Origin of the sequence: Bacillus sp. T2.9-1, assembly GCF_950097965.1 — a bacterium.
Lineage (GTDB): Bacteria > Bacillota > Bacilli > Bacillales > Cytobacillaceae > Niallia > Niallia hominis.
The window spans coordinates 1-26,074 of record NZ_CATNHG010000104.1 but is presented as its reverse complement, the minus strand read 5'-3'; the positions used below and the strand labels follow the sequence as shown (position 1 = coordinate 26,074).

22 protein-coding genes are annotated in these 26,074 nt (G+C 35.2%); 13 read left to right on the top strand and 9 right to left on the bottom strand.

From position 1 onward, the window contains the following. Positions 1–209: 209 nt before the first annotated feature. Positions 210–1,970: an ABC transporter ATP-binding protein gene (locus QQZ16_RS15120; RefSeq protein ID WP_235251752.1), complete on the top strand. Its 1,761-nt coding sequence runs from the start codon at positions 210–212 to the stop codon at positions 1,968–1,970. Then, complete coding sequence (locus QQZ16_RS15115) at positions 1,967–3,979, top strand: ABC transporter ATP-binding protein (protein ID WP_284561482.1); 2,013 nt, start codon at positions 1,967–1,969, stop codon at positions 3,977–3,979. The genes QQZ16_RS15120 and QQZ16_RS15115 overlap by 4 nt, the downstream gene beginning before the upstream one ends. Before the next feature lie 70 nt (positions 3,980–4,049). Here QQZ16_RS15115 and QQZ16_RS15110 read toward each other — a convergent pair whose 3' ends face one another. Continuing rightward, positions 4,050–4,253 (bottom strand): alpha/beta-type small acid-soluble spore protein, encoded by a 204-nt coding sequence (locus tag QQZ16_RS15110; protein ID WP_031535675.1) that lies wholly within the window; start codon positions 4,251–4,253, stop codon positions 4,050–4,052. A 326-nt stretch (positions 4,254–4,579) separates the two neighbouring features. Between QQZ16_RS15110 and QQZ16_RS15105 the strand changes: the two genes are divergently transcribed. Continuing rightward, positions 4,580–4,822: a hypothetical protein gene (locus QQZ16_RS15105; RefSeq protein WP_231512503.1), complete on the top strand. Its 243-nt coding sequence runs from the start codon at positions 4,580–4,582 to the stop codon at positions 4,820–4,822. A gap of 79 nt (positions 4,823–4,901) precedes the next feature. On the opposite strand, the gene QQZ16_RS15100 is transcribed toward QQZ16_RS15105, so the two are convergent. From QQZ16_RS15100 to QQZ16_RS15070, 7 genes are all read right to left on the bottom strand, one after another. Continuing rightward, on the bottom strand, positions 4,902–5,999 hold the full coding sequence (locus tag QQZ16_RS15100; RefSeq protein ID WP_031535670.1) for an ABC transporter ATP-binding protein: 1,098 nt from the start codon (positions 5,997–5,999) through the stop codon (positions 4,902–4,904). A gap of 232 nt (positions 6,000–6,231) precedes the next feature. Then, complete coding sequence (locus tag QQZ16_RS15095) at positions 6,232–7,134, bottom strand: PucR family transcriptional regulator (RefSeq protein WP_235251750.1); 903 nt, start codon at positions 7,132–7,134, stop codon at positions 6,232–6,234. A gap of 302 nt (positions 7,135–7,436) precedes the next feature. Then, the gene (locus QQZ16_RS15090) at positions 7,437–7,613 is read right to left on the bottom strand and encodes a hypothetical protein (RefSeq protein ID WP_235251749.1); all 177 of its coding nucleotides are present in this window, start codon (positions 7,611–7,613) and stop codon (positions 7,437–7,439) included. A 31-nt stretch (positions 7,614–7,644) separates the two neighbouring features. Continuing rightward, on the bottom strand, positions 7,645–8,838 hold the full coding sequence (locus tag QQZ16_RS15085) for a YheC/YheD family endospore coat-associated protein (RefSeq protein ID WP_284561481.1): 1,194 nt from the start codon (positions 8,836–8,838) through the stop codon (positions 7,645–7,647). Beyond that, a complete protein-coding gene (locus QQZ16_RS15080; RefSeq protein WP_284561480.1) occupies positions 8,835–10,199 on the bottom strand; it encodes a YheC/YheD family endospore coat-associated protein in 1,365 nt (454 codons plus the stop codon). Before QQZ16_RS15080 ends, QQZ16_RS15085 begins: the two co-directional genes overlap by 4 nt. Further along, positions 10,165–11,265: a YheC/YheD family endospore coat-associated protein gene (locus QQZ16_RS15075; protein WP_284561479.1), complete on the bottom strand. Its 1,101-nt coding sequence runs from the start codon at positions 11,263–11,265 to the stop codon at positions 10,165–10,167. Before QQZ16_RS15075 ends, QQZ16_RS15080 begins: the two co-directional genes overlap by 35 nt. Next, positions 11,258–12,643, bottom strand: coding sequence for a YheC/YheD family endospore coat-associated protein (locus QQZ16_RS15070; RefSeq protein ID WP_284561478.1), 1,386 nt, complete (start codon positions 12,641–12,643; stop codon positions 11,258–11,260). The genes QQZ16_RS15075 and QQZ16_RS15070 overlap by 8 nt, the downstream gene beginning before the upstream one ends. A 247-nt stretch (positions 12,644–12,890) precedes the next feature. Here QQZ16_RS15070 and QQZ16_RS15065 point away from each other — a divergent pair, with 247 nt between their 5' ends. Further along, positions 12,891–13,247 (top strand): YlbF family regulator, encoded by a 357-nt coding sequence (locus QQZ16_RS15065; RefSeq protein ID WP_284561477.1) that lies wholly within the window; start codon positions 12,891–12,893, stop codon positions 13,245–13,247. A gap of 168 nt (positions 13,248–13,415) precedes the next feature. Here QQZ16_RS15065 and QQZ16_RS15060 read toward each other — a convergent pair whose 3' ends face one another. Next, complete coding sequence (locus tag QQZ16_RS15060; protein WP_031535655.1) at positions 13,416–13,619, bottom strand: alpha/beta-type small acid-soluble spore protein; 204 nt, start codon at positions 13,617–13,619, stop codon at positions 13,416–13,418. A 436-nt stretch (positions 13,620–14,055) separates the two neighbouring features. Here QQZ16_RS15060 and QQZ16_RS15055 point away from each other — a divergent pair, with 436 nt between their 5' ends. The 9 genes from QQZ16_RS15055 to QQZ16_RS15015 form a co-directional block, all read left to right on the top strand. Then, positions 14,056–14,922 (top strand): Cof-type HAD-IIB family hydrolase, encoded by an 867-nt coding sequence (locus tag QQZ16_RS15055; RefSeq protein ID WP_284561476.1) that lies wholly within the window; start codon positions 14,056–14,058, stop codon positions 14,920–14,922. 159 nt (positions 14,923–15,081) lie between these two features. Further along, positions 15,082–16,593 (top strand): coproporphyrinogen III oxidase, encoded by a 1,512-nt coding sequence (locus QQZ16_RS15050; RefSeq protein ID WP_284561475.1) that lies wholly within the window; start codon positions 15,082–15,084, stop codon positions 16,591–16,593. 273 nt (positions 16,594–16,866) lie between these two features. Further along, positions 16,867–18,165 (top strand): NCS2 family permease, encoded by a 1,299-nt coding sequence (locus tag QQZ16_RS15045; RefSeq protein ID WP_284561474.1) that lies wholly within the window; start codon positions 16,867–16,869, stop codon positions 18,163–18,165. A gap of 271 nt (positions 18,166–18,436) precedes the next feature. After that, positions 18,437–19,336, top strand: a complete 900-nt coding sequence (locus QQZ16_RS15040) for an ABC transporter ATP-binding protein (RefSeq protein WP_235251571.1) — start codon at positions 18,437–18,439, stop codon at positions 19,334–19,336. Then, positions 19,329–20,576 carry an ABC transporter permease gene (locus QQZ16_RS15035; protein WP_284561473.1) on the top strand — a complete coding sequence of 416 codons (1,248 nt, stop codon included), beginning with the start codon at positions 19,329–19,331 and terminating at the stop codon, positions 20,574–20,576. The genes QQZ16_RS15040 and QQZ16_RS15035 overlap by 8 nt, the downstream gene beginning before the upstream one ends. A gap of 166 nt (positions 20,577–20,742) precedes the next feature. Beyond that, positions 20,743–21,951 carry a metallophosphoesterase family protein gene (locus tag QQZ16_RS15030; protein WP_284561472.1) on the top strand — a complete coding sequence of 403 codons (1,209 nt, stop codon included), beginning with the start codon at positions 20,743–20,745 and terminating at the stop codon, positions 21,949–21,951. Between the two features lie 5 nt (positions 21,952–21,956). Next, entirely contained in the window at positions 21,957–24,953 is a 2,997-nt protein-coding gene (locus QQZ16_RS15025) for an ATP-binding protein (protein WP_284561471.1), read from the top strand. A gap of 2 nt (positions 24,954–24,955) precedes the next feature. Then, complete coding sequence (locus QQZ16_RS15020; protein ID WP_251628382.1) at positions 24,956–25,849, top strand: OB-fold nucleic acid binding domain-containing protein; 894 nt, start codon at positions 24,956–24,958, stop codon at positions 25,847–25,849. Between the two features lie 127 nt (positions 25,850–25,976). Then, positions 25,977–26,074: transposase (locus QQZ16_RS15015; RefSeq protein ID WP_284561483.1), on the top strand; the 98-nt coding region annotated here is incomplete at its 3' end.

Genomic DNA, 26,074 nt, shown 5'->3' with positions numbered 1-26,074 from the left:
TTTCTATCATCTAGAGATGGGTCGCATGGTTGCGGTCTGTCTCTTTTTTTGTGGGAAAATATGGAATGCGAAAAAGGGCAAAACGTTTATTTTCTAATGAATAGTAAAGGAGGAAAAGTCGATGATTGTATCAGTAAAAGAGGCAAGAAATGAGTTAAAGGATTTAGAAAGTGGCTAGTCAGCAAAGAAGAGAGACAGGGGATGAGTGAATGTTTTCGATATTTTTTAAATTAAAATGGTTTTTTAAAGAGCATTGGAAAAGTTATACGATAGCTATAATTCTGTTAATTATTGTTGGCTTTATTGAGGTATTGCCACCAAGAATTTTAGGATTGTTTATCGATGAACTAACGATTGGAACACTAACGACCAATAAAACAATGATGTATATACTTGTTGTATCAGGAATCACAATCAGTACGTATATCATCACCTATTTTTGGATGTATAAGTTATTTGGTGGAGCAAATATCTTAGAATTGAAACTTAGAAGCAAATTTATGAATCACCTATTAAAAATGACGCCAACCTTTTTTGAAAAAAATAAAACCGGAGATTTAATGGCAAGAGCAACGAATGATTTAAAAGCAGTGTCGGTTACTGCGGGGTTTGGTATTTTAACATTGGTCGATTCCACAGTATTTATGCTGACAATTTTAATTACGATGATCATAACAGTAAGCTGGAAATTAACACTTGCAGCGATTCTTCCACTTCCTATTATGGCAGTAATCATGAAAATATATGGGGAAAGAATCCATAAGCGGTTTATGGAAGCACAGGATGCTTTTGGTGATATGAATGATAGTGTCTTGCAGTCTGTTTCAGGAGTACGCGTGATTCGTGCATATGTTTTAGAAAAAGAAGAAGAAAAACAATTTCATCATTTCACAGAAGATGTGTTCAAAAAGAACTTACGTGTTGCTAAAATAGATTCTTTATTCGACCCTACTATACGGATTCTTGTTGGATTAAGTTATTTAATTGGCCTTGGCTATGGAGCTTATCTAGTATTCCAGCAACAGTTAACAATTGGGCAGCTTGTTACATTTAATGTGTATTTAGGAATGATTGTTTGGCCAATGTTTGCAGTGGGGGAATTAATGAATATCATGCAGCGCGGAAATGCTTCTTTAGATCGGGTGCAGGAAACATTAAGCTACAAAGCGGACGTCATCAGTTCGGGAAGTGGAAATGGATTGGGTGTTCCAGAAATTATCCAGTTAAAGGATGTGCAATTTCAATACCCATCATCTAAACAAGAAAATCTTCGTGATATTTATTTAACCATCAGAAGAGGAGAAACCGTTGGGATTGTTGGTAAAACAGGAAGTGGGAAAACGACAATTATAAAGCAGCTCCTTAGAGAATATCCAAAAGGGGAAGGGAAGCTTGAGATTAACGGGAATAGCATTGATTCGATCGATTTACATACGTTAAGAGGTTGGATTGGCTATGTTCCCCAAGATCATGTTCTTTTTTCAAAAACAGTGAAAGAGAATATCTTATTTGGAAAAGAAAATGCTACGGAAAAAGAATTGGAGGAAGCAATTAGCCTTGCCTCTTTTAAACAGGATATTGATATGCTTCCAGAAGGGTTAATGACACTTGTTGGGGAAAAAGGAGTCGCATTGTCTGGCGGGCAAAAACAGCGTATTTCGATTGCCAGAGCCCTTATCCGTAAGCCGGAAATTTTAATATTAGATGATTCTTTATCAGCGGTAGATGCAAAAACGGAGCAAAAGATTATTTCGAATATAAAGCAGGAACGCCAAGCAAAAACAACGATTATTACAACACATCGTATGACAGCTGTGCAACATGCTGACCATATTATCGTAATGGAAGATGGTTATATCATAGAGCATGGAACACATGATGAGCTAATGGATTTGAATGGCTGGTACAAAGAACAATATATTACGCAACAGACGAAAGCAGAATCTGAAGAAGTGGAGGTGCAAGCATGACTACTGGACAACGTTTATTTCGATATGCATGGAGCTTTAAAGGAATAATTCTTACTGCGCTACTCATGCTGACAATTGCTGTTATCGCCGACCTTGCAGGACCGTTTGTTGCAAAAAAAGTAATTGATGATCATATAACAGGGATTGAATCCCTTTGGTATCAAACAGAACCAACTAGCGATGCAGTAGAATATAACGGGAATTTTTACAAAAAAGCTGAATACCTTGATTTAGATGAAGAAATGCTTGCAGAAGCTAGAATTCTTCAGGTTGGAAGACAATTTCTTTTTGTAGATGGCACTATTTCCTTTGATGGAAGTCGACAATTTGCGAATGGCACACTGACAATCAGCAGAGAGGGAGAAATGGCAACCTATCCCGCTACTGCTTTAACTCGAACGGAAGTATTTGATTTTTATAAGCCAGAAATTATGCCTATTTTAAAGCTTTTATCTTTTTATTTTGGATTAGTTATTATTTCTGCCATATTCCAATACGGCCAGCATTATTTATTACAAAAGTCAGCAAACCGAATTATTCAAAAAATGCGGGAAGACGTATTTGCGCAAATTCAGCGGTTGCCGATCAAATATTTTGATAATCTTCCTGCTGGTAAAGTAGTTGCCAGAGTAACAAATGACACAGAGGCAATTAGGGAGCTATATGTAACAGTACTCTCGAATTTCTTTTCAAGTGGAATTAACATTATCGGAATTTATATTGCCCTGTTTATTTTGAATCCGCCTCTTGCAGCGATATGTTTAATTCTTCTTCCCATTTTATATATATGGATGATTGGCTACCGCAAATTTGCGTCTAGATATAATCATGTGATTCGTGCAAAAATTAGTGATATTAATGGAATGGTGAACGAATCTATTCAAGGAATGCATATCATTCAAGCCTTTGGCAAAGAAAAGCAAACAAGGGAAGAATTTGAGGATTTAAATAAGGAGCATTTTCGCTTTCAAAATAAGATGCTCCATTTAAATAGTCTTACCTCCCATAATTTGGTGAATGTATTAAGAAACATAGTATTTGTCGTGTTTATTTGGTATATTGCAGGTCAATCTTTAACAGCAACAACGGCTCTTTCTCTTGGGATGCTCTATGCATTTGTTGATTATATTAATCGTCTTTTTCAGCCGGTACAAGGGATTGTCAATCAATTGGCTAATTTAGAGCAAGCTCTTGTTGCAGGGGAACGAGTATTTGAATTATTAGATGAAGATGGAATTGATGTGAAGGATGTTACACTAGGACGCTATAAAGGGAATGTAACGTTTGATCAAGTAAACTTTGCCTATAAAGATAATGATTATGTATTGAAAAATATCTCTTTTGAAGCAAAGCAAGGAGAAACAGTCGCATTAGTAGGTCATACTGGATCTGGAAAAAGCTCTATTATGAATCTATTATTCCGGTTCTATGATATTCAATCAGGGAAGATTACGATAGATGGAAAAGATATCATGTCTATTTCCAAGCAAGATCTTCGTAAATATATGGGAATTGTTCTTCAAGATCCGTTCCTCTTTACTGGAACAATCGCCTCAAATGTAACGTTAAATGACCCATCCATATCAAGGGCAACCGTGGAGAAAGCATTAAAGGATGTAGGTGCAGATAGGGTATTAAAGCATTTAGAAAAGGGATACGATGAGCCAGTAATTGAAAAGGGAAGTACGCTTTCTAGTGGGCAAAGACAGCTAATTTCCTTTGCCAGAGCGCTTGCTTTTGATCCAGCGATTCTTATTTTAGATGAAGCAACAAGCAGTATTGATACGGAAACAGAACAAATCATTCAACATGCAATGGAAGTACTAAAGGAAGGCAGAACGACCTTTATCATTGCCCATCGACTATCAACGATTCGGAATGCTGATCAAATTATCGTACTTGATCATGGAGAAATCATCGAAAAAGGCAACCACGATGAATTAATGGATAGAAAAGGGAAGTATTATCAGATGTATCAGCTGCAGCAAGGGGAGAGTTTAGCAGGATAATGGATAATTTCTCTTCATAAGCAAGCCCTCCTAAATGTAGGAGGGCTTTAGCCATTATATTAAATTGTTATTAGCCTTGAAATCCACCTAGTTGCTTTTCAGCCATTTGTACTAAGCGTTTTGTAATTTCTCCACCAACAGATCCGTTAGCGCGAGAAGTAGTTTCTGCACCTAGGTTTACACCGAATTCAGATGCAATTTCGTATTTCATTTGGTCTAGAGCTTGAGATACTCCTGGTACTAATAGTTGATTTGAAGAATTGTTGTTTGCCATTGTGTTCCAGCTCCTTCTAGTTGTTTTTTTTGGTTGGGTTAACTGGAATTGCACCAGTTGTAAGAAATTCTTACTACCACTAGGTGTAACCCATTAATAGATATGGCGTTTTGCTGGTTAGTTGTTGCCTTGGTTGTTGCTTGTACTATTATTATGGATGGATTTCTTGTTCTTATTCAACAAAAAATGGAGGAAATTAATTCCTTTTACAACAGTTGGATAGTTTCTATTTCAATACAGAAACTAAAGGCAGAATAAAGTGCATTTTCTCTTTAAGGCACTACTTAATGTCTCCGGATTGTGGAAAAAAGGAAGGTGAATATAAAGTGGGCTCAATATGTCCGATTTGTAATGGGATGGAAAGCTTAGAAAAGCCTTGTACGAACTGTGGATATCAAGTGGAAGACAGGGGGAGAGTGATGGACTATTATGATGACTATAGTGCATATATGCCAATTGATCAGATGAAGTTAGAAGATGGCTATCAAGATTTATCTGCACATTTATGTCCTCATTTTATACAGTGTCCTCATTGTGGGCAGGAAGAAATTTTATTAATAAAGGAATAAAAATGATTTGGAGACCATTGTATCTAATAGTAAAAAAGCTTACCGAGCATATATAGGTAAGCCTTTTTTTAGTATGCAATTAACGAATACGAAGTTCTGTTTCTTTATCGAAGAAGTGACCTTTATTCATATCAAACGCTAATTTAACTGATTGACCAGCTTGAAGGTCGGCTCTTGAATCTAAGCGAGCAACAAATTCTTTTCCAGATAGAGTAGAGTACACAAGGCTCTCTGCACCTGTTAATTCAAATACATCTACTTTTGCGTCAAAGCTTGTATTTTCTGAACTGCTTATAAATACTAATTCATCATGGATATCTTCTGGACGAACACCGAAGATAACTTCTTTACCAACATAATTTTGTTCGCGCAATGTTTTTAATTTTCCTTCTGGAATGATGAAAGAACTATCGCCAATTACCATTTTATTGTCGACTACTTTTCCTTCAAAGAAGTTCATTGCTGGTGAACCAATAAATCCGCCAACAAAAACATTTTCCGGTTTTTCGTATACTTCTTTTGGAGCACCAACCTGTTGGATAACTCCATCTTTCATAACAACAAGTCTTGTTGCCATTGTCATCGCTTCTGTTTGGTCATGCGTTACATAAATAGTAGTCGTTTGTAGTCTTTGGTGAAGCTTTGAAATTTCAGCACGCATTTGTACACGTAATTTAGCATCTAAGTTTGATAATGGCTCATCCATTAAGAATACTTTTGCATCACGAACAATGGCACGGCCTAGTGCAACCCTTTGACGTTGTCCACCGGATAATGCTTTTGGTTTTCTTTTTAAGTATTCTTCTAATCCAAGAATTTTTGCAGCGTTATTTACTCTTTCTTCAATTTCCGCTTTAGGGAATTTACGAAGTTTTAATCCGAATGCCATATTATCATATACAGTCATATGTGGATATAGTGCATAGTTTTGGAAAACCATCGCAATATCGCGATCTTTTGGAGCAACATCGTTAACACGTAATTCATCAATAAAGAAATCACCTTTTGAAATATCTTCAAGACCTGCAATCATACGAAGAGTTGTTGATTTACCGCAACCAGAAGGACCAACAAATACGACAAATTCTTTATCCTGAATGTGTAAATTAAAATCTTTAACCGCTTCTACTTTTTCATCATAAATTTTATAAATATTCTTTAACACTAGTTCTGCCATTTTGTTCTCCCCCTACTATTTTATAGTTATACTTTAACACTTTTGATACCGTTTTCAAATTGGCGAATTGCATGAAAAACGCTTACAAAATTTTGAGCAAAATGCCTAAGAACTTGTATAATCAGGTGAATTCGCTCGTTTTTATAGCAAATAATCTATAGGCAATGTTTATTTGGGTGGAGAATAAGAGGGGATGCAAAAGAAAAAAGCCAATAATGGCTTTGGAAAAGTGCTATCTTCCACTTGTATAATATAAGCAAGCAAGATAGGTTGTTATGTAACTATGATAATTTTTTAAGTCAAATCCTGTTTTTTCAGTAAATTTATCAAGGCGGTATTGTAATGTATTGCGGTGGATAAATAATTGTTTGGCTGTATTGGTGCTGTGTCCATTGTTTTCTATGAATGTTTTAATGGTCAGCAGAAGTTCTTTATCTTCATCAAATATCGAGAACCATTCTTTAAATAAATGAAGTTCGTCTTCTCTTAGTCGGCTGATTAATAGGTTTGGGAGAATCGTTTCCATACTGAGTACATTTGATTTTGGCATAAATGCCAAGCCTTTTGAAAATAAGTTTCTTTCTTGTCCAAATATTGTGGGGATTGGACTACTTAGCTTCATTTCTTTTCCTAAATAAAAACAAATGGAAAAAAAGAAATCGGATTGTAAAGCTTGCGCAAGAGCAAGTAAATCTTCCTCTTCTAAATATTGTGCATTTTGCTCAATGACCACACCTTCACTTAAGCCATTCCATATAATAAGACTATTTGTATCTATAAATCCTTCAAAGGCAGACTCAATCAATTTTTTTTCAAGAGAAACAGAAATTCCTTTAATTTGAAACTGGATGAAACGTATGGTTTCAACATTTTTAAAAGCAGGCTTTTCTCCATTGAAATAAAGATATTGATTCCAGGTATACTCTTCTTTCTTTAATGTTTCATCAGGTTCGAAAAAATCATAGCATGCTTTTAATAATTCTAGCTGAGATTCATCGATCTCCTGCTTTAGAATGCCAATCCAATCATCTTGAAAATTAGTCTTGAACCAATGATAATCAGAAAGCTGAGACGGGGCTGGAGGCGTTGATTGCTCCAAGCTATGTTTATAATAAGCTAATATTTTATGCTTCAATTGATGTTACCTCCGAAATAGTAAAAACATTATCATAATTTTATTTTATAACTTTTTATAGAAATGGGGCAAGTGGGGGCGTTTGTGGAGGGAGAGTTTGGCTGAAAAGGATTCAGTATTGGCTGAAAAATCTGAAGTTTGGCTGAAATGGATTCAGTATTGGCTGATAAATCCGAAGTTTGGCTGAAATCTTTTCAACTTTGGCGTTAAATCCGAAGTTTGGCTGATAAAAACTAACATTAACCGAGAAAAAAGCACCCCCTTTCATATAAAATCACTAATTAAGGGGATGCTGAATGAGTTTATTCACTTATATAAGGTGGTTCTTCTTCAGGCAGCTCTCTTGCTTCTTCGATATTAGCATTTTCTTCTCTATTGAAAACCGTACCGCCAGCTAATCCTTCATTAATCATACGGTCAATATCTAAATAGGCTTTGTCCTTGCCTTCAAATTCAAGATCTTTTTTTGCTCTATTCATGAAAATCCCTCCTACCATTAGGATGAGTCTTCTAATTAGTTTTATTCTTGGAGGGAAAATTAGTTAGTGTATAAAAAAGCTTTACTAGTTGCTGGCATCTTTTTTCCTCAATCTCTACTTCATCAAATAACATTGGTTTTGCATTGACTTCAAAAAGATAATAATTGCCTTCTTTATCTACACAAGCATCAATCGAGAATTCACCTATGAAACCATATTTTTTTGTTAAAACCTCTCCACAATGGGTGACTAGTTTTTCGAAAAATAGATCATGTTCCTTTTGTGCTACTTCACGATAGGCAAGTAGTTTTCCGCCTGATGGAATATGAGTCGTTACATCTTGTTGATTTGCCTGTCTTACGCCAACTCCTGATAGAACATAGCGATTTTCTTCAAACATAACTAACAGGCGGAAATCATAGCGGCTTCCTTTATATAATGCTCCGTCAATTTCTTCTTGGATAAGAAATTTCTTTTGGGACCATTCTTGATAATACTGATTCCAAACTTCATCTATCGAAGAAAAAAAAGCTGTTTCCTTCGTTGTACTTACTTGAATGGAATGCTCTTTTTCTAGCCTTATGCGATAAATATGATTCCCCTTAGATCCCTCAATTGGTTTTAAATAGATTTTTTTATATGCATGAAAAAAAGCAACAAAATCCTCTTGTCTCTCTAAAAGTGATGTTTTTGGTATGTGTCTATTTAACAAAGGATGCTCGCTAAATAGCTCATAAAGTTCCCGTTTATTTATAAAGGATGGATTAAAAAAAGGGATTCCATTTTTTTTTAGAAAAGATACGGCATTTTGGAAGACCTCTTGCTTTTCTGTGTTTCGAAATGGGACTCGGTTATAAACTATGTCTGGCAATGGTGTAATGGCTTTAAGCCACTTATTTTGAATGGAACAAAAAATATAACCTGTTAGCTCATCTCTTTGTAAATTTTCAGGCGGAAAGATGACGACAATCCCGCCTGTAAGCTGCAGCTGTTTCTGAATCTCCTTAAAAAGCGCACCATTCCCTATTAATTTGTCCTGCTTATTTTTTGCAATCATAATGCCAATTAATGGGCCAACTTTATTCTGGTATTCGACAATCGGAAAAGCTACATGATTGGAAGGAGGCTTTGCGAAAGATAATCGCGTTTTAGATGATCCAAAAAAGTAATTTTTTGTTGAATCTGTATACCAACATTCTTTTTCGGAATCATAATAAATATTCATTGATAAATATCCTCTAGACTAAGGATGCTTTGTTCCATTAGAAAGACTGCGTACTCTAGGGATTTTCGGCGTGTTTCCAGATCGAATTTTTTTAGAGAGGGATGTTTAAAGATGCTTCTTCCAGGTTTAGCGTTCGCCTCAAATAACCAGACACGCCCTTTGCGATCCAACCCTAAATCGAATCCGATTTCGCCAATATATCCTTCCATCTGCTTTTCTAGAGCTTTACTGATTTGCAAGGATGCTTTAGTAAGTTTAGTTATCATTTCTTCGCTTTTTAAATCTGTATCCGATAATTCGTCCATTGCTTTAACAATTCCTCCATTATTAAGATGTGTAGTCACACTTCCTGGACCAGCAATTTTTGCTGCAATTGCAGTCATTTCCCATTGTCCATCTTTATTTTTATTTGTATGAATTCGAAAATCGACTGACTTATTTTCCGAACGAATTAAGTGAATGCCTTGTTGAACGATATAATGAGATAAGTTTTGCTTATCGAATAAATGATTCATTAATGCTTCTAAATGGTCAAATTTCATGAGCCGATTACCTTGGTCTATATCTTTAAAGCGGGTGTAGTAATAGCCATCTTTTTTATCATACAATAGCTGGTAGATCCCTTTTCCAAGACTCCCGTTTTTTGGTTTAATATAGACATTGCCAAAGTTTGAGAGCATTCTTTCGATAACAGAAAAATTAGTGAGTGCATGGGTCTCTGGCAAATAATCGGAAATATTATCATCTTGCAGTAATCTTTCATAAATATCCAATTTATTAAAGAAGCCTGGATTATACCAGGGAATCGAATATTCCTGTTGCAATCTGTTTTTAACGGCTTGAATTTTGTTTAAGTTTTCAATTCTTCGATTAGGTATGCGGTCATAAATAACATTTGGGAAAGGAACCTCTACTGATTTCCAGCCATCCTCATAAAGTAGTCCATTAATGGTACCAGTATCCCAATTAACATGTTGCTCCCCAAATAGGAAGGCGATGACACCAACTGTTTTTTGCACAGAAAGAAGCTTTGAAAATAAAATGGAACGATCTCCGATTGGACGCACTTTTATAGTTGAAAATCCGGATGTGAATATTCCTAGTAGTGGACCTGCGTATAACGTCTCATTAACCGCAAATAAATGAATATTAGAAGTGGACGATGGGAAATGCAAGTCATTAAAAAGATCGGAACTAATTCCCACCGTATTTCTTGATTTATTCTGTTTTTTAATCGTTGCTTCCTTACTTGCAGTGCCAAATGCAAGTATTTTTAAATCTGTGTTCCTATCAAAGTCAGTTGGTAAGTAGACTGTATTTTCGCTATCAGTTATTATTTCGATAGGATATAGCTTTTTCATCCAGATTCCTCCTTTTATCATCAGCTAATTTAGCAGCATAAAGGACAGGAGCTTTATAGAGTTTCTCGCTTAGATGAGGATAGGCTGTCGTGATTACTTTTCTTCCTGGCTTTGAATTTACATCAAGAATCCATAAGGAGCCATTTGGGGTAATACCAATATCTATGCCGATTTCAAATAATGGAGATAAAGAACTTTCTAATATGGAAGGAAGGAGTGAAAATATTTCCTCTATTTCCTGTTTAAGAAAGCTTTTTAATTTAATGTGAATGGACGGAAACCAATCATCAAAGGCAACAATCGATGCACCAGCACTTAAATTTGAGATGATTCTCCCTTTTTCCCCAATACGGACTCCTTTCTCAACGACTTCCCATTCTTCTTTCACGTTTTTTTGCATAAGAGCACGAATATCAAATGGTTGTTCGTCTTTGTTTGAGAGTGGAAGATATGCTTGCATTAAATAAGCATTTCTTTTTAAAAGCTGATTAAGCCATTTATTAAAAGTTATCCGATCAGAAAATAACTTTTCTACTGTTTTATCTTTTTTATCCGTTCTTACTAATATTCCTTCTTTTTGTCTCTTGATAAAAAATAGTCCATTTCCTTGGGAGCCATTTATCGGTTTTATGATTATTGGATTTAAGCTCTGAAAATTAACTTGATTTGCTGATTGTAAGAGAAATGTTTCTGGAATATATGCTGCAAGCTTTGATTCACGCAATACTTGATATAGTTGCCATTTATTTGGTAATCCATTGCCGATAAAGGTGATATTAGGCTGTTTTTTTAGCCATTGAATAATATTTTTGCATTGGATAGAATGAGAATCATCATGATAAAAACAACGATCATATAGGATGGTAGGAACTGGAAATTCTGATTCTATCCAAGTATCTGAGTCTGGCATATATTCTTTTCCTTTTACAGTATGTGTAAAGGGATGATAGGTGGATGGGACAAAATGATAGATCGTTAAGTTATAATTGCGTCCATATTTTGCTATTTCGTGAATGTATTTGTTTTCATGCTCTAAGGATAATGACATTATTCCAAATTTATTCATCTTCTGATATCTCCTTTAAACAAGGGGAAAAGGAAAGTGCAATAAAATATTCAAGCAAAGCTTTCGTAGATGGCCTTGTTTTTTCAATATGTTCTTCTAATTTCTTAGAGGGTTTGGAATTTACTTCGATAACCCACAGATGACCTTGTTTATCCATACCAATATCGATACCTAATTCTCCTAAGTATCCATTTGTATTTTCACTAAGGATAGCTGCTATCTCTATAGCTAATGCTTTTAACTCTTCTAATTTCTGTACTGCTTTTTCTGTAGTCAGTAATTCATGTAACACTACTTTTGCTGGCTGCATTTCTGCACCTTGGGCCAAATTTGCAACGATTGCATTTTTTTGAGCAATTCTTGCAACAATGGAGGTAATGGTCCAGTTGCCTTGGTAATTTTTATGGCAAAGAATACGGAAGTCCAGAGAGCGCTCTTGTGATTTGAGAAAATCAATTCCTTGCTGACATATATAGCTTCTTCGCTTGGCATAACCTTCTAGCCATTTCCATAGCTTTTCTTCATCTGAAAATAGTTTAGTTTTTCCTTTTCTTTTTCCAGAAGAAATAGTTGCAGTAAATCCATTGTTTAAGTGTTCAATATGAATGATATTTCTACCTTGGCTGCCATGAACTGGTTTAACATAAAGAAGTGGGAATGTTAGCATGGAAATAAAATTTTGATAGGTGAGTTGCTTTGTTAAAGGTAAATGTTTATGCATTGTTGCACTTTTGTTTAGAAGTTGATAGGTTTCATCTTTTGAAAAAAATCTGCTATTGAAAATAGGAATATCTTTTTCCTCAAGCAATTTTTTTAACTTTAAAAAGGCGGTGCTAGAATCTGCTTTTCGAGAGTGAAGCCGGTTATAAATAACATGAGGATAAGGGAAGTCCAGCATATTCCAAGTGTTATGATGAAAAAAATATCCGTTAATTTTATCCTCTTGAACATTTTGTAGTCCAAAGAGATAAAAGAATCCACCTATTTGTGTTAATTCTTCTGTTAATTCTTTGCATAAATGTTGAATGCTAGGAAATATGATTTCTTCCTTATCATCGTTAATTTCTGTTAATATGCCAATCACTGGGCCTAAATGGAATAATTGATTTTTGTTAAAATATGGGATGAGAAAAGTATCGATTTCCTTTGGAAGCAGTAAACTCTTTTCTAAATCAGTACTAAATACAATATCTTGCTTTTCAAGAGAATGTGTTTGAACTGCAACTTGAACATTCCTTTTAGCTAGACATACATACACAGGCTCATTCAAATTTATGTTTAAAAATTTTAGCAAAGAGGGACTGATAGCAATAGATAATCCATCTAAAGCTTCTTGAAAATCGTCTTTTTTAAATAGTTGCAAAAATTTAAGTGTCATTCAGATTCCCCATTTGTTTTTTCAATTTAGGAAGAGCGATACTGACATTCGCCTATTTTGGTGCTGATATATCGTATGAAAATATAGCTAAGTTGTGATAACTTTGAAAAAAGATTTCACTGGCTCAAGCTCAAAGCTGATACAGGCATAGATACTTTTCCTATATTTCTGAAATAAAGGTATTTCTGGTATTATGATGCATAGTTTGTTATAGTGGAGACAATTGTTAAATAAAGGAGTTGTTTTAATGGCAGTAAATGTACATGATCCTGCAAATGCATTAGAGAAAGCGATTCGTCAAAGTGGTGAATATACAGAATTGAAAGCAATGTATGATACGGTAAATGGAGATCCTTCCGCAAAAGCAATGTTTGATAATTTCCGTAATATTCAATTACAGCTTCAGCAAAAGCAAATGGCAGGTCAAGAAATTACCCAAGAAGAAGTAGAACAAGCACAAAAAACAGTGGCACTTGTTCAACAACATGAAAGTATTTCAAAGCTAATGGCTGCAGAACAACGCATGAGTGTGTTAATTGGTGAATTAAATCAAATTATCATGAAACCATTAGAAGAGTTATATGGACCAGCACAACAACAATAATAAGACAAACGAAAAATCCTCTGCTTATGTAGGGGTTTTTTTATGGAGAAAAGCATAGAGATTGAATTCCAAGCACTAAAAATCATAGGGAAAGTGGATAAAATAATAGGAGGATGGCGAAATGCCATCCTCCTAAAGTCATATCTATTTAATTAAAATATTTTTTAATTAAAACTTGCTTCCGCCAAGTTGTTGCTCAGCCATTTGTACTAATCTTTTAGTGATTTCGCCACCTACTGAACCGTTAGCACGAGAAGTAGTTTCAGCACCAAGGTTTACTCCAAACTCTGATGCAATTTCATATTTCATTTGATCCAATGCTTGAGATACTCCTGGAACTAATAATTGATTTGATGAATTGTTATTTGCCATGATGAATGTTTCCTCCTTGAGTGATTTAATTTGTGTTACGTTTATTATTTTAAAAAAAATCACGTTTTTTATGCAAAAAAGCAAAAAGTAATTTTTTCCATAGGAAATAAAATGTTGTTTTTATGCAGTTATCGTTAAAAACAGGTTCGTTCCATTTCGCTCCAGAAAGTTGCTTTCCGCGGGGAGGAACCTGAGCCTCCTCGGCTTTGCCTGCGTGGTCTCAGCCTTTCCTCTATTTCCCGCAGGAGTCAACTTTCTTCCGCTCCATTCCACTCTCGATTTTAAATTAATTTTCATAGCTACTAACCTTTTAGAAATAACCACAATAAATCGCTATATCTTCTGTTAATCTTCTGTCAAAAGTTCTAATATGCTTGTTTCTCACATAAATGATATATAAAGACAATACATCTACATCGAAGAAATGGGGGATTTTATGATTTATCGCTTATTAGCTTTAAATATCGATGGTACTCTCCTTCAATCAAATGGGCGTTTAACAAAATCGACGAAGGAAGCAGTTGAATATGTTCAGCAAAAAGGAATTTATGTGACACTTGTAACCGCTAGGAGCTTGCCATCTGCAAAAAAGGTAGCTAAAGCGTTAAAATTGGATAGTTATATCGTTGCACATGAAGGGGCATTAGTTTCCAATCATGATGACGATACCATTTTTGTGAAACGAATAGCAGAAGATTTAACAGCAGATATTGTTCGATTTTTAGAAGGATTTATCTGCCAAATTCGCTTAGTACATGAAAAGTTCTCACTAGCTAATAAGTCAAAGCTCCATCATAATATGCTTGCAAAGACAGTCTTATCTTCCGGTGATCCTGTTTTTTATTCCCACCAATTTGTCGATGTTTTAAGTGATGTTTTATTAGAAGAACCAGTAAGCCCACCTAAAATGGAAGTATATTTTGAAGAGAAAAAAGATTGTCAGGATGCAAAAGAAGTGCTTGAAAAAATGTTTGATGATATTCATGTTGTTCAGCATAATGAGTTACGCTTAGATATTTTGCCAGCTGGCGTGTCTAAGCTTAATGGCTTGTTATATTTGGGGGAGAAACTCGGAATTAAGAGTAGTGAAATGGTTGCTATAGGTGATGGGTTGGATGATTTAGAACTAATTGAAACAGTTGGTCTTGGCGTAGCAATGGGAAATGCATCAAATGAGGTGAAAATTGCTGCAGATTGGGTAACGAGATCGAATAACCAAGATGGCGTTGCCTATATGGTAAAAGAGCATTTCCGTAAACAGCAGCCAATTGAATTTTTACGAAAAATGAATATTATTAAATAGCCATTATTTATATTTTTACTAAAGGAGAAGTCATTATAGGGCTTCTCCTCTTTTAGCTCCCCTTTACAAAGTTTTTTGACCTTTCTAGTTACTTTTTGTAGACTAAAGTATAATCGGATAAGGAAGCATTATTTTTGAATAAAGGTGAGTTGAATGATTATGAAAGTTATATATATACAAGGATTAACAGATGAACGTTATATAAGGCCATTAGAGCATATAGCTAATCTATTTTTTGAAGATACAAAAGTGCTTTATAGGGAGCCAGAAGAAAAGGCAGACCTTCATGTTCGATTTGAAACAGAAAGCATTGGAAATGTGTTTTTTGTAAAAGGGAAGCTAGATGAACTAGAAGAAGGAACTACATTTGAAAGCAATGCAGATCTTAGCCATTTAACTGATAAAGAAATATTTAAGCAAATGAAAAAAGCTATTTCAAAAAGCTACTTATTAATGTTGCAAGAATACACAGGTATGGTGCAAAAATGGGGAATATTAACAGGGATTCGCCCGACGAAGCTCCTTCATCGACATATGCAAGCCCAAACTCCGACAGAGGAGGCACATCAGGCTCTTCGCGAGGAATATTTAATGTCAGAAGAAAAAATCCATTTAATGCAGAAAATTATCGATCGGCAACTAGCGGTTATCCCTGATTTATATGATTTAAAAAAAGAAGTAAGCATCTATATTGGCATTCCGTTTTGTCCGACAAAATGTGCTTATTGCACATTCCCTGCATACGCGATTAATGGACGTCAAGGTTCTGTTTCTTCCTTTTTAGGTGGGCTTCATTATGAAATGGAAAAAATCGGCGAGTGGCTGAAAGAGAAAAATATTAATATTACAACCGTTTATTATGGTGGCGGTACACCAACAAGTATCTCGGCAGAAGAAATGGACATGCTTTATGAGCGCATGCATGCTTCTTTTCCGAATGTCGAAAACATTCGTGAAATAACGGTCGAAGCGGGAAGACCCGATACGATTACTCCAGAAAAGCTGGAAGTTCTAAAAAAATATAATATTGATCGCATTAGTATTAATCCACAATCGTATACACAACAAACTTTAAAAGCAATTGGAAGACATCATACAGTGGAAGAAACAATTGATAAGTATCATTTAGCGCGTAAGCATGGAATGAATAATATTAATATGGATTTAATCATTGGACTTCCTGGTGAAGGAATAGAGGAGTTTAAGTATTCTCTTGATAAGACGGAAGAGTTAATGCCTGAATCATTGACTGTTCATACCTTATCTTTTAAACGTGCATCTGAAATGACTCGAAATAAATCAAGATATAAGGTAGCAGATAGAGAAGAAATTCAGGAAATGATGAAGATGGCAGAAGAATGGACAGAGGAATATGATTATGTACCATACTATTTATACCGTCAAAAAAATATTCTGGGGAATTTAGAGAATGTCGGCTATTCAAAGAAAAACCAAGAAAGTATCTATAATATTATGATGATGGAAGAATTGCAGACGGTAATTGGTGTAGGTTGTGGAGCGTCCAGTAAATTTATCCACCCTGTTACTGGGAAGATTACACAATTTTCTAATCCAAAGCATCCAAAAACATATAATGAAAGCTTCGAGGAATATACAGATAAAAAAATAGCATTGTTAAACGAACATTTTTCATTAGAAGCTTCAAAATAAGGATTAATAAATTTTTCTGAGTCAAAATATCTGCGTTGTTTGTCTTGGACGCGGAATAAAATAAAATCTATTAGAACCATTTTTCGTTCTGGTAGATTTTTTTCTATGTTCCCGCCTTTATTTTTCGTATGGAAAAGAATAGCTAGTGTCAAACTAATAAATGCTTTTCACTAAATAGACATTTTTTTATCAAGAAAAATAGTTGCTTTTTGTGTTAAAAACGAATAACATAGAAAATGTTGTTTTTAAATGTTCGTTTTTTGGAGGTCTTTTATGTTTAACTTAAAGCAAAATAATACTACCGTGAAAACGGAGTTAATGGCTGGATTCACTACTTTTTTAACAATGGTTTATATAGTAGTTGTCAATCCAGATATTCTATCAAAAGCAGGAATTCCGTTCGATCAAGTGTTTCTTGCGACGATTATTGCAGCAGTTTTAGGAACATTATGGATGGCTCTTTTCGCCAATTATCCAATTGCAATCGCACCTGGGATGGGGTTAAATGCCTATTTTGCCTTTTCGGTGGTCGGAAATAATAATGTTGATTATACAGTTGCTCTATCAGCAGTGTTTGTTGCAGGTATTATCTTTCTAATTCTGTCTTTAACATCCTTTAGAGAAAAACTGATACTAGCAATACCAGATAATTTAAAGCATGGCATTACAGCGGGGATTGGGTTGTTTATTGCTTTTATTGGATTAAGACAAACAGGAATTATTGTGGACAATGCAGAAAATCTTGTTGGCTTAGGAGATTTTAAGTCGACTACCGTTATTCTGGCATTGGTCGGTTTGGCTATCACCATCATTCTGTTTAGCTTGAATGTAAAAGGAGCTTTATTCATAGGGATGATTGCAACAAGCATTATCGCTTATTTCACTGGATTCTTATCTTTTGACAATGGGATTATGGCAACACCACATTTGCCAGAAGGGCTTATTATCAGTAATCCATTTACTGCGTTTGGCGATGTTATTCAACATGGGCTATATGCCGTCGTTTTTTCTTTCTTATTGGTAACGATTTTTGATACTACGGGAACAATGGTTGGTGTAGCAGAGCAAGCAGGTCTAATGAAAAACAATAAGTTGCCTAAAGCACGACAAGCCCTACTTGCTGATTCACTTGGAACATCTGTTGGGGCGATGTTTGGGACAAGCCCAACAACAGCATTTATTGAATCTACTTCAGGTGTGGCTGCAGGTGGACGTACTGGCTTAACTGGGGTCACTGTATCCGTATTATTTATTTTATCTGCCTTTTTTGCACCGTTAGTAGGTAGTATATCTGGATTATCTGCTATAACTGCACCTGCATTGATTATTGTAGGAAGCTTAATGATGGGATCGATAAGTGGTATAAAATGGAATGAATTTGATGAAGCTTTTCCAGCATTTTTGGTTATTTTAAGCATGCCACTTACATCAAGCATTGCAACCGGAATAGCTCTTGGCTTTATCTCCTATCCATTATTAAAACTAGTAAAAGGGAAGGGCAAAATGGTACATCCATTAGTATATGTGTTTGCTGTGTTATTCCTTTATCAATTAGTATTTTTACCACATTAATAGGAAAAAAGCTGCTGATAGACTCAATAGAGCTTATCAGCAGCTTTTTTTATAGAGTTAGTTTCTTGCTTGACGACATAGCTTCTGGCGAATTTTCCACATGGGGTGAAGGAGAAAGGCTCTTAGTTAACTACTTAATATGGGAAAAGAATAAGTCCAAACGTAGACGATGAAAATATAAATGGTGAGTTATCAAAAATAGTAGTTACATCCGTGTACAATGAAACCTTTTACAATCTTAAACCGTATAGTGTAGTGAGGAGGGGATTCTGTGTCATTAGAGTTAAAAAACGTGACAAAAAAATTTGGTTCGTTCACTGCAGTGGATGATTTATCCATTTCCATTCCTGAAAATGAAATGTTCGGCTTTTTAGGAGGAAATGGGGCGGGCAAGACAACGACTTTTCGCATGATCCTAGGTATTTTGGAAAGTACAGATGGGCAAATAACATGGGATGATAAACCGATTAATTATTCAACAAGTCCTTATATTGGATATTTGCCAGAAGAAAGAGGGCTTTATCCGAAATTAAAGGTGCGCGATCAGCTAGTCTATTTAGCCAGGCTAAGAGGAATGGAAAAAAAGTCTGCTTTAAGGGAGTTGGAATATTGGCTTGACCGTTTTAAAGTTCCCGAATATTCGGATAAGAAAGTGGAGGAGCTTTCAAAAGGAAATCAGCAAAAAATCCAATTTATAAGTGCTGTATTACATAAGCCAAAGCTATTGATACTTGATGAGCCTTTCAGCGGGTTAGATCCTGTAAATGTTGAGCAATTAAAAAGTGCTGTCGTTGATTTAAAAAACAATGGAACGAGTATTGTTTTTTCCAGTCACCGAATGGAGCATGTGGAGGAATTATGTCAGCATTTGTGCATCATGCATAAAGGAAAACCTGTTGTTCATGGCGCGCTTAAAGAAATTAAAAGGAGCTTTGGGAAGAAAAATGTAACCATCCATGCTGATTTTGATTTAACGCATTTAATCCGATATCCAGGCGTATTAAAATTAAAGGAGAAAGCAGAGGGAGTTTCTCTTCAGATTGAGGGAGAGGAAATTGCAGAAAGAATTTTAAAGGATATTGTTGGAAAAGGCTTTATCCGCAAATTTGCCTTAGAAGAGCCTTCTTTAAACGATATTTTTATCGAAAAGGTAGGTGCTTCTCTTGAATAGTTTTTGGATTATCCTTTTTCACACCTTTCTAAGCAAGTTTAAAACAAAATCCTTTCTCATCACAACAGCCATCACTTTAATATTGGTTATTGCACTTACAAATCTTACTACCATTATTGAGACATTTTCTGGAGAAGACGAAAAAACAGAAGTGGCAGTTATCGACCAGAGTTCCTCACTATTACCAGTCATTCAAGAGGCAATTCAGACGATGAATGAGGATGTCAAACTTATTTCATTTGAAGAAAGTGAAGAATTAGCTAAAAAAGAAGTGGAAGAAGGCAACTATAGTGGATTGCTGATTGTAGATGTTGATTCGAGCAAATTACCAGTAGCCACCTATTATACGATGGATATTGCGGAATCGTCTCTTTCTGATAATTTATTAAATAGTATTCAACTAGTTAAAAATCAATTAGCAGCTAATCAGCTTAATTTAACAAATGAGCAGCTCGTTAAATTGAATGAGCCTGTTTCTTTTGAGAAAATTGCTCTTGTAAAAGATGCGAAGACAGAGGAAGAATTAAGTCAAGCGAGAGGATTAGTTTACATTCTTTTATTCTTAATATATTTTGCTGTTGTTTTATATTCTGGAATGATTGCAACAGAAGTAGCGACGGAAAAATCATCGCGTGTGATGGAGATTTTAATTTCAAGTGTATCTCCGATTAAACATATGTTTGCTAAAATACTAGGAGTTGGTTTATTAAGCTTGACTCAACTTGCGTTATTAATGATTGTTGGTTATTTTTCTTTAACAAGCAATGATAGCATGGGGTCAATGGAAGGATTCTTAGGATTTAGCGAAGTACCTGTAAGCACGATTATTTATGCTGCTATCTTCTTTATTTTAGGCTATTTCCTATATGCTACACTTGCTGCATTGCTTGGATCACTTGTAAGCAGAATTGAAGATGTTCAGCAAATGATTACACCAATGACATTATTAATTGTTGCAGGATTTATGATTGCTATGTTCGGGCTAAGTGCACCAGACAATACGTTTGTAACCATCACATCTTATATCCCATTCTTCACTCCAATGCTAATGTTTATGAGAGTAGGAATGTTGAATCTGGCTTTTTGGGAGCCGATTTTAGGTATCATTATTTTAGTTGCTACTATTATGATTCTTGCTATATTTGGGGCAAGAGTATATAAAGGCGTAGTACTGATGTATGGAAAATCAAATTCTTACAAAGATATTAAAAAAGCTCTGCAGCTTACAAAAAAAGAATAAACATAAAAAAGCCTCATGAATAGTGGGGCTTTTTTTGTGGAGTAATCTAACTAATAACGAAAAACGAAGTTATTCTATTAAAAACACTGACTAAGACAAGATAAGAACGTGCATTCGTATTTTTGACATGTTAAAATAGAAGCAAATAGCTTTAGGACGTGAGAGTATGGAAATATCCTTTATACATTGTGCAGATTTACATTTAGACAGTCCGATGGTGGGGTTGAAGAATTTGCCGGTAACACTGCATACTAAATTAAAAGAAAGTACGTTTACGGCATTTAAAAAAGTTATTGACACAGCAATTAGCAAAAAGGTAGATTTTATGATTATTGCTGGAGATATATACGATGGGGAAGACAGAAGTATCAAAGCACAAATACGTTTTCGAGATGAAATGCTGCGTTTAGAAGAAAAGCAAATTGAGGTATATCTTGTCCATGGAAATCATGACCATTTAAATGGAAGCTGGGTACAAATAGAATTACCTCCTAATGTTCATGTGTTTCCATCTATGGTAAGTGTAAAACAATTTGTGAAAAATAATTTATCGGTTAATCTATATGGTTTTAGTTATGAAACCAGACATGTAAAAGAGAGAAAGATTGATGAATACGCACGAAGAGATCCGGCTCATTTTCATATAGGAATCTTACATGGGAATTTAGAGGGCTCTACTGAACACAGTTCCTATGCTCCTTTTCAAGTGAAAGATTTGCTTGCTAAAAAAATGGATTATTGGGCATTAGGTCATATCCATAAAAGGGGGATTTTAGAGAGCATACCCCCGATTGTCTATCCTGGAAACATTCAAGGTCGACATAAAAAGGAAACAGCGATTAAAGGATGCTATTATGTGGAGTTAAGAGAAGGAGATGCTAGTTTAGAATTTATCCCAACATCTGTAGTGATTTGGGAGACTGTGAAAATAGATGCTAGCACTGTAAAAACATTTAATGATTTATACATGCTTTGTCGGAAACAAATAGATGAAATAGGAGATGGAAAATCTTCTTTTATTATTACTCTGGAGATAGAACAATTGCGAATAGAAGAATCTTTTCTCGAATCCGATTTATTAGAAATTCTTCAGCAGGATGAGGTAGATGCAGACTCTTTTGTCTGGGTTAGCTCTATTAAGATACAGGAAAATACAGTATGGCTAAAAGAGAATCTGTTAAGAGAATCAGCTTTTTATGAGGAATTATTTGCTGTAACAAAAGATTCAGAACTGTTAAATGAAGCAGTTGCTCCTCTATTCCAACATCCAAAGGTTCATCGATTTTTAGAAGAGCTTACAGCCGAAGAGAAAAAAGAGCTAGCAGAAGAAGCAGAAGATTTGCTCCTTATAATGCTTGTGAAAAGTGGGAGGTAACAGATATGGAACTAAGAAAGATAACCATTTACGGATATGGAAAACTAGAGAATATAACATTTTCCATTCACTCCCCTATTCATGTGTTTTACGGAGAAAATGAGGCTGGTAAATCGACCATAATGAGTTTTATTCATAGTATTTTATTTGGATTCCCAACAAAACAGCAAACAGAGTTACGCTATGAGCCAAAACTTCAGCATAAATATGGTGGGAAATTGGAAATCTTTTTTCCAGAAATCGGGCTAGCGACAATCGAAAGAGTCAAAGGTAAATCTTCTGGGGATGTGACCGTTACTTTAGAGGATGGGAGAAGAGGGCAAGAGGAGCTTTTAACTGAATTATTAGCAGGAATAGATAAAGGTCTTTATCAATCGATTTTTTCTTTTAATTTACACGGATTGCAAAATGTCCAGCAATTAAGAGGAGAAGAGCTGGGAAGATTTTTGTTTTCAACTGGTGCGGTAGGCTCTGACCGCTTATTGAAAGTGGAAAATGAGTTGCAGAAGGAATTGGATATACGCTATAAGCCTAATGGTAAGAAGCCTGCCATTAATGAAAAACTGCAAGCATTACGAGATAAGCATAGCCAATTAAAAAGCGCAGAGAAGGAAAATAATCAATATGAACACTTACTTACTAAGAAAAGAAAGCTAGAAAAAGAAAAACAGCTTATAGAAGCAGATTTAAAAAAAGAAGAGCATGAAAAACGATTATTAGAAGAATGGATTAAGATTAGAGGAATTGTACAAGAAAAGGAAGTATTAGAACAAAAATTAGCTACCTACAAAGAGCTTCATTTCCCGCAAAATGGATTAACTAGATGGGAAGCGCTGAAGGAGAAATTACTCTCCATAGAAGCTGAAATTCGCAATGTAGAAGCAAGAGCCTTAGAAATAGATCAAGAACTATCAAGCATTCCTACACAGGAAGAACTTCTTAGCGCTGAACATAATATCTTACTTGCTGTGGAAAAATTCCCCGTATATGATCAGTTACAGAATCGGCAAACTCAAGTAGAAAATCAAATGAAGAAGATAGAGGAAGAAATTGATAGTTTAAAAAGTAAATTGCATTTACCGATTGAAGAAGAAATTCTATTAAAGGAAAGCAATACAAGTATCTTTTTAAAAGAGCAATGCGCACAAGCAGCTTCTAAACAACGGAGGTTAAAGGAGCAGAAGGAAGAGCTAGACGAGCGATTAAAGGCTGAGCAAGCAGCTTTAGAATCTTTAGAAGAAGCAGTGAAGATAGATAAGCAGAAGCTCTTGCCAAAAGAGGAGAGAGCTAGATTAGAAGAGCATGTACAAAGTGATCATCAGGTTAGATGGAACAAAGAGAAGGCAGACTTATTATCAAGAGAAATAAGTCAACTGGAAGATCAGGGGAAGCTAGAAGAGAAGCGGATGAAGCTGAATACGATAATAACAAGTGGTTTATCGATATTTCTTCTGCTGGTTGGAACAGGGGCTTTGGTATTTGGGCAATGGGTATTAACAATTATTTGCTTTACCGTAGGTGTTGTTTATTTTTTTGTCTTCCTTTCGGGAAGAAAACTCGCAAAAAATGAAATTCGCAAAAAGGAGCATAAATTAGCGCTTGTTAAGGAAGAACACGCTCAGCTACTTGTAACCTTTGAAAAGGGACAAGGTGTTTCTCGTTACGAGGCACAGAAGCTAGAAGAGGATACAACAAGGAGAGAGAAATTCACACAGCTTCAATTTAAATTAGAGCAGCAAAATGAGAGCTATGAAAGAGTTCTACAGGGATTTGAAAAGTGGGAGGCGAATTTTCTTTCCCATCAAAAGTTGTTAAGACAATTGGCTAATGAACTTAAAATTCCTTATGAATTAGCGACACAACAAATATATGATGCATTTTTATTAATAGAAGAATGGAAAGCAAAAGATAGAGAGAGAAATTCCTATCTTCAGGAACTTAAGGAAATTCATCAGGAAAGGGAGCAGATAATTAGCAAGATCAGCTATTTTTTTGAACAGTTTATGGAGAATGAGAAAGATACGATCGCTAATATGTGCTACCGTTTAAAAACAGCATTAACGGAAGAAAAAAAGAAAAGGGATCGAATAGAAGCATTGCAGAGAAAGAAAGCGGACTTATCAGAGGCTGTGGATAAATATCAAACAGAATATAATCGCTATCTTGAAGAAAAGAACGCTCTATTTTCGATTGCCGGTGTAACAGAAGAAGAGACATTTCATGAAAAAGCTGCAATGGAAATGGAAAAAGGTAAATATAAAGAAAGACTTGCTACTATTAACGGTCAATTAGAAATGGCTAATATAGCAAAAAATCATATTCCTGTCTATCAACAAATCCTTGATCCTGAGCTGCAGTTAGAGGAAAAGAAAGGGATATTGGATCGATTAGCATCTCGCATACAAGAACTTGTAGAAGAAGTTGCAGCGACTAACTTTAGTATTTCTAGAATTGAAAGTGGAGGTACGTATACGGATTTATTACATACCTTTAAACAATTTCAGTCAGAATTCAAGGAAGATGTGAGAGAATGGGCAAAATTTGCCGTGGCAAAACAGCTCTTGGCCAAAACTATTGAGCAATATAAACAAAAACAGCTGCCTGCTATGCTGCAAAAAGCAGAAGAAAATCTCGCATTTTTAACGGAAGGAAAATATATTCGGATTGTTCCTAAGGAAGAGGGAGCTGGGTTTTTAGTAGAAAGTCATCACCATCTTTTTTATGAAGCGAAGGAATTAAGCCAGGGAACGACCGAGCAGCTATATTTATCTATTCGAATTGCTTTAGCACAAACATTTTATCAAAACTTTGGTTTTCCATTTATCATTGATGATAGCTTCGTTAACTTTGATGAAAAGCGAACAGATAAAGTGATTCAATTATTAAAGAAATGTGAGCAGAATCAGCTTATTTTCTTTACTTGTCATCGCCATCTACTAAAATATTTTCCTGATGAAAGTTTGCATGTATTACCAGCAGAGGAAAGAGAAACAAGTTTATAAAGATGAATTGTCTTCATGCTATACTAAATAAAGAGAAAGATAAAGGAGAGAGTGAGTTGGACAAAACAGGAGTACTTCAGTATGAGGTTGGGGAGCAATTTGAATCCTATTTATTAATAAAGAATGCAACAAAAGCCATCGCAAGTAATGGAAAGCCGTTTATGACGCTTATTTTTCAAGATAAAAGTGGGGAAATTGAAGCAAAGCTTTGGGATGCTACGGAAATGGATGAGCAGAACTATCGACCGGAAACGATTGTAAAAGTGAATGGGGATATTCAAAGCTATCGTGGAAAGCTTCAATTAAGAATTCGCCAAATTAAGGTGGCAACAGGAGAAGAGGGCATTCGATTGGCTGATTTTCTTGAAACTGCACCATTAACAACAGATGAGATGTTAAGTAAAATTACGCACTATATTTTTGAAATGCAGAATCCTAATATTCAAAGAATTACAAGACATTTAGTAAAGAAGCATCAGGAAGCATTTTTGCAATATCCAGCAGCGACGAAAAACCATCATGAGTTTGTTTCTGGATTAGCCTATCATGTTGTTAGTATGCTAGATTTGGCAAAGGCAATTGCAGGCCTTTATCCAAGCTTGGATAAAGATTTACTATATGGAGGGATTATCCTGCATGACCTAGGTAAAGTAATTGAATTATCTGGACCAATTTCCACTTCGTATACATTGGAAGGGAACTTGCTTGGACATATTTCCATTATGATTAATGAAATAGGAAAAGCAGCGGATGAGTTAGGGATAAAAGGAGAAGAGGTAGTGATACTTCAACATTTAGTATTATCCCTTATCTATATACGTGTGAGAAATAAAAGTAAAAATACATATAATAGTACAGATGAAGCCCTTAGCAATAAGGGCTTTTCTTATTTATAGAAAAGAAAACCCTGGGCTATGCCTAGGGTTCCAAAAAGCTTACAGCGTGGTATTAAAAAAACTTCCTCAAGGTGCTAAAATATTTTTGGTTCGCCAACCGAAAATAAATAGCCAGGAGGAAGTCCTTATGTCAAAAGACAATAATAGTTTAGCACACACAACTTGGAATTGTAAGTATCACATAGTATTTGCACCAAAATATAGAAGACAAATAATTTACGGGAA

Excerpts from the sequence above, each read along its gene's own strand:
- QQZ16_RS15115 (WP_284561482.1), top strand. The coding sequence starts at position 1,967 with ATGACTACTGGACAACGTTTATTTCGATATGCATGGAGCTTTAAAGGA.
- QQZ16_RS15120 (WP_235251752.1), top strand. The coding sequence starts at position 210 with ATGTTTTCGATATTTTTTAAATTAAAATGGTTTTTTAAAGAGCATTGG.
- QQZ16_RS15100 (WP_031535670.1), bottom strand. The coding sequence starts at position 5,999 with ATGGCAGAACTAGTGTTAAAGAATATTTATAAAATTTATGATGAAAAA.
- QQZ16_RS15020 (WP_251628382.1), top strand. The coding sequence starts at position 24,956 with ATGAATTGTCTTCATGCTATACTAAATAAAGAGAAAGATAAAGGAGAG.
- QQZ16_RS15080 (WP_284561480.1), bottom strand. The coding sequence starts at position 10,199 with ATGAAAAAGCTATATCCTATCGAAATAATAACTGATAGCGAAAATACA.
- QQZ16_RS15070 (WP_284561478.1), bottom strand. The coding sequence starts at position 12,643 with ATGACACTTAAATTTTTGCAACTATTTAAAAAAGACGATTTTCAAGAA.
- QQZ16_RS15025 (WP_284561471.1), top strand. The coding sequence starts at position 21,957 with ATGGAACTAAGAAAGATAACCATTTACGGATATGGAAAACTAGAGAAT.
- QQZ16_RS15050 (WP_284561475.1), top strand. The coding sequence starts at position 15,082 with ATGAAAGTTATATATATACAAGGATTAACAGATGAACGTTATATAAGG.
- QQZ16_RS15030 (WP_284561472.1), top strand. The coding sequence starts at position 20,743 with ATGGAAATATCCTTTATACATTGTGCAGATTTACATTTAGACAGTCCG.
- QQZ16_RS15060 (WP_031535655.1), bottom strand. The coding sequence starts at position 13,619 with ATGGCAAATAACAATTCATCAAATCAATTATTAGTTCCAGGAGTATCT.
- QQZ16_RS15110 (WP_031535675.1), bottom strand. The coding sequence starts at position 4,253 with ATGGCAAACAACAATTCTTCAAATCAACTATTAGTACCAGGAGTATCT.
- QQZ16_RS15090 (WP_235251749.1), bottom strand. The coding sequence starts at position 7,613 with ATGAATAGAGCAAAAAAAGATCTTGAATTTGAAGGCAAGGACAAAGCC.
- QQZ16_RS15065 (WP_284561477.1), top strand. The coding sequence starts at position 12,891 with ATGGCAGTAAATGTACATGATCCTGCAAATGCATTAGAGAAAGCGATT.
- QQZ16_RS15075 (WP_284561479.1), bottom strand. The coding sequence starts at position 11,265 with ATGAATAAATTTGGAATAATGTCATTATCCTTAGAGCATGAAAACAAA.
- QQZ16_RS15045 (WP_284561474.1), top strand. The coding sequence starts at position 16,867 with ATGTTTAACTTAAAGCAAAATAATACTACCGTGAAAACGGAGTTAATG.
- QQZ16_RS15085 (WP_284561481.1), bottom strand. The coding sequence starts at position 8,838 with ATGAATATTTATTATGATTCCGAAAAAGAATGTTGGTATACAGATTCA.
- QQZ16_RS15055 (WP_284561476.1), top strand. The coding sequence starts at position 14,056 with ATGATTTATCGCTTATTAGCTTTAAATATCGATGGTACTCTCCTTCAA.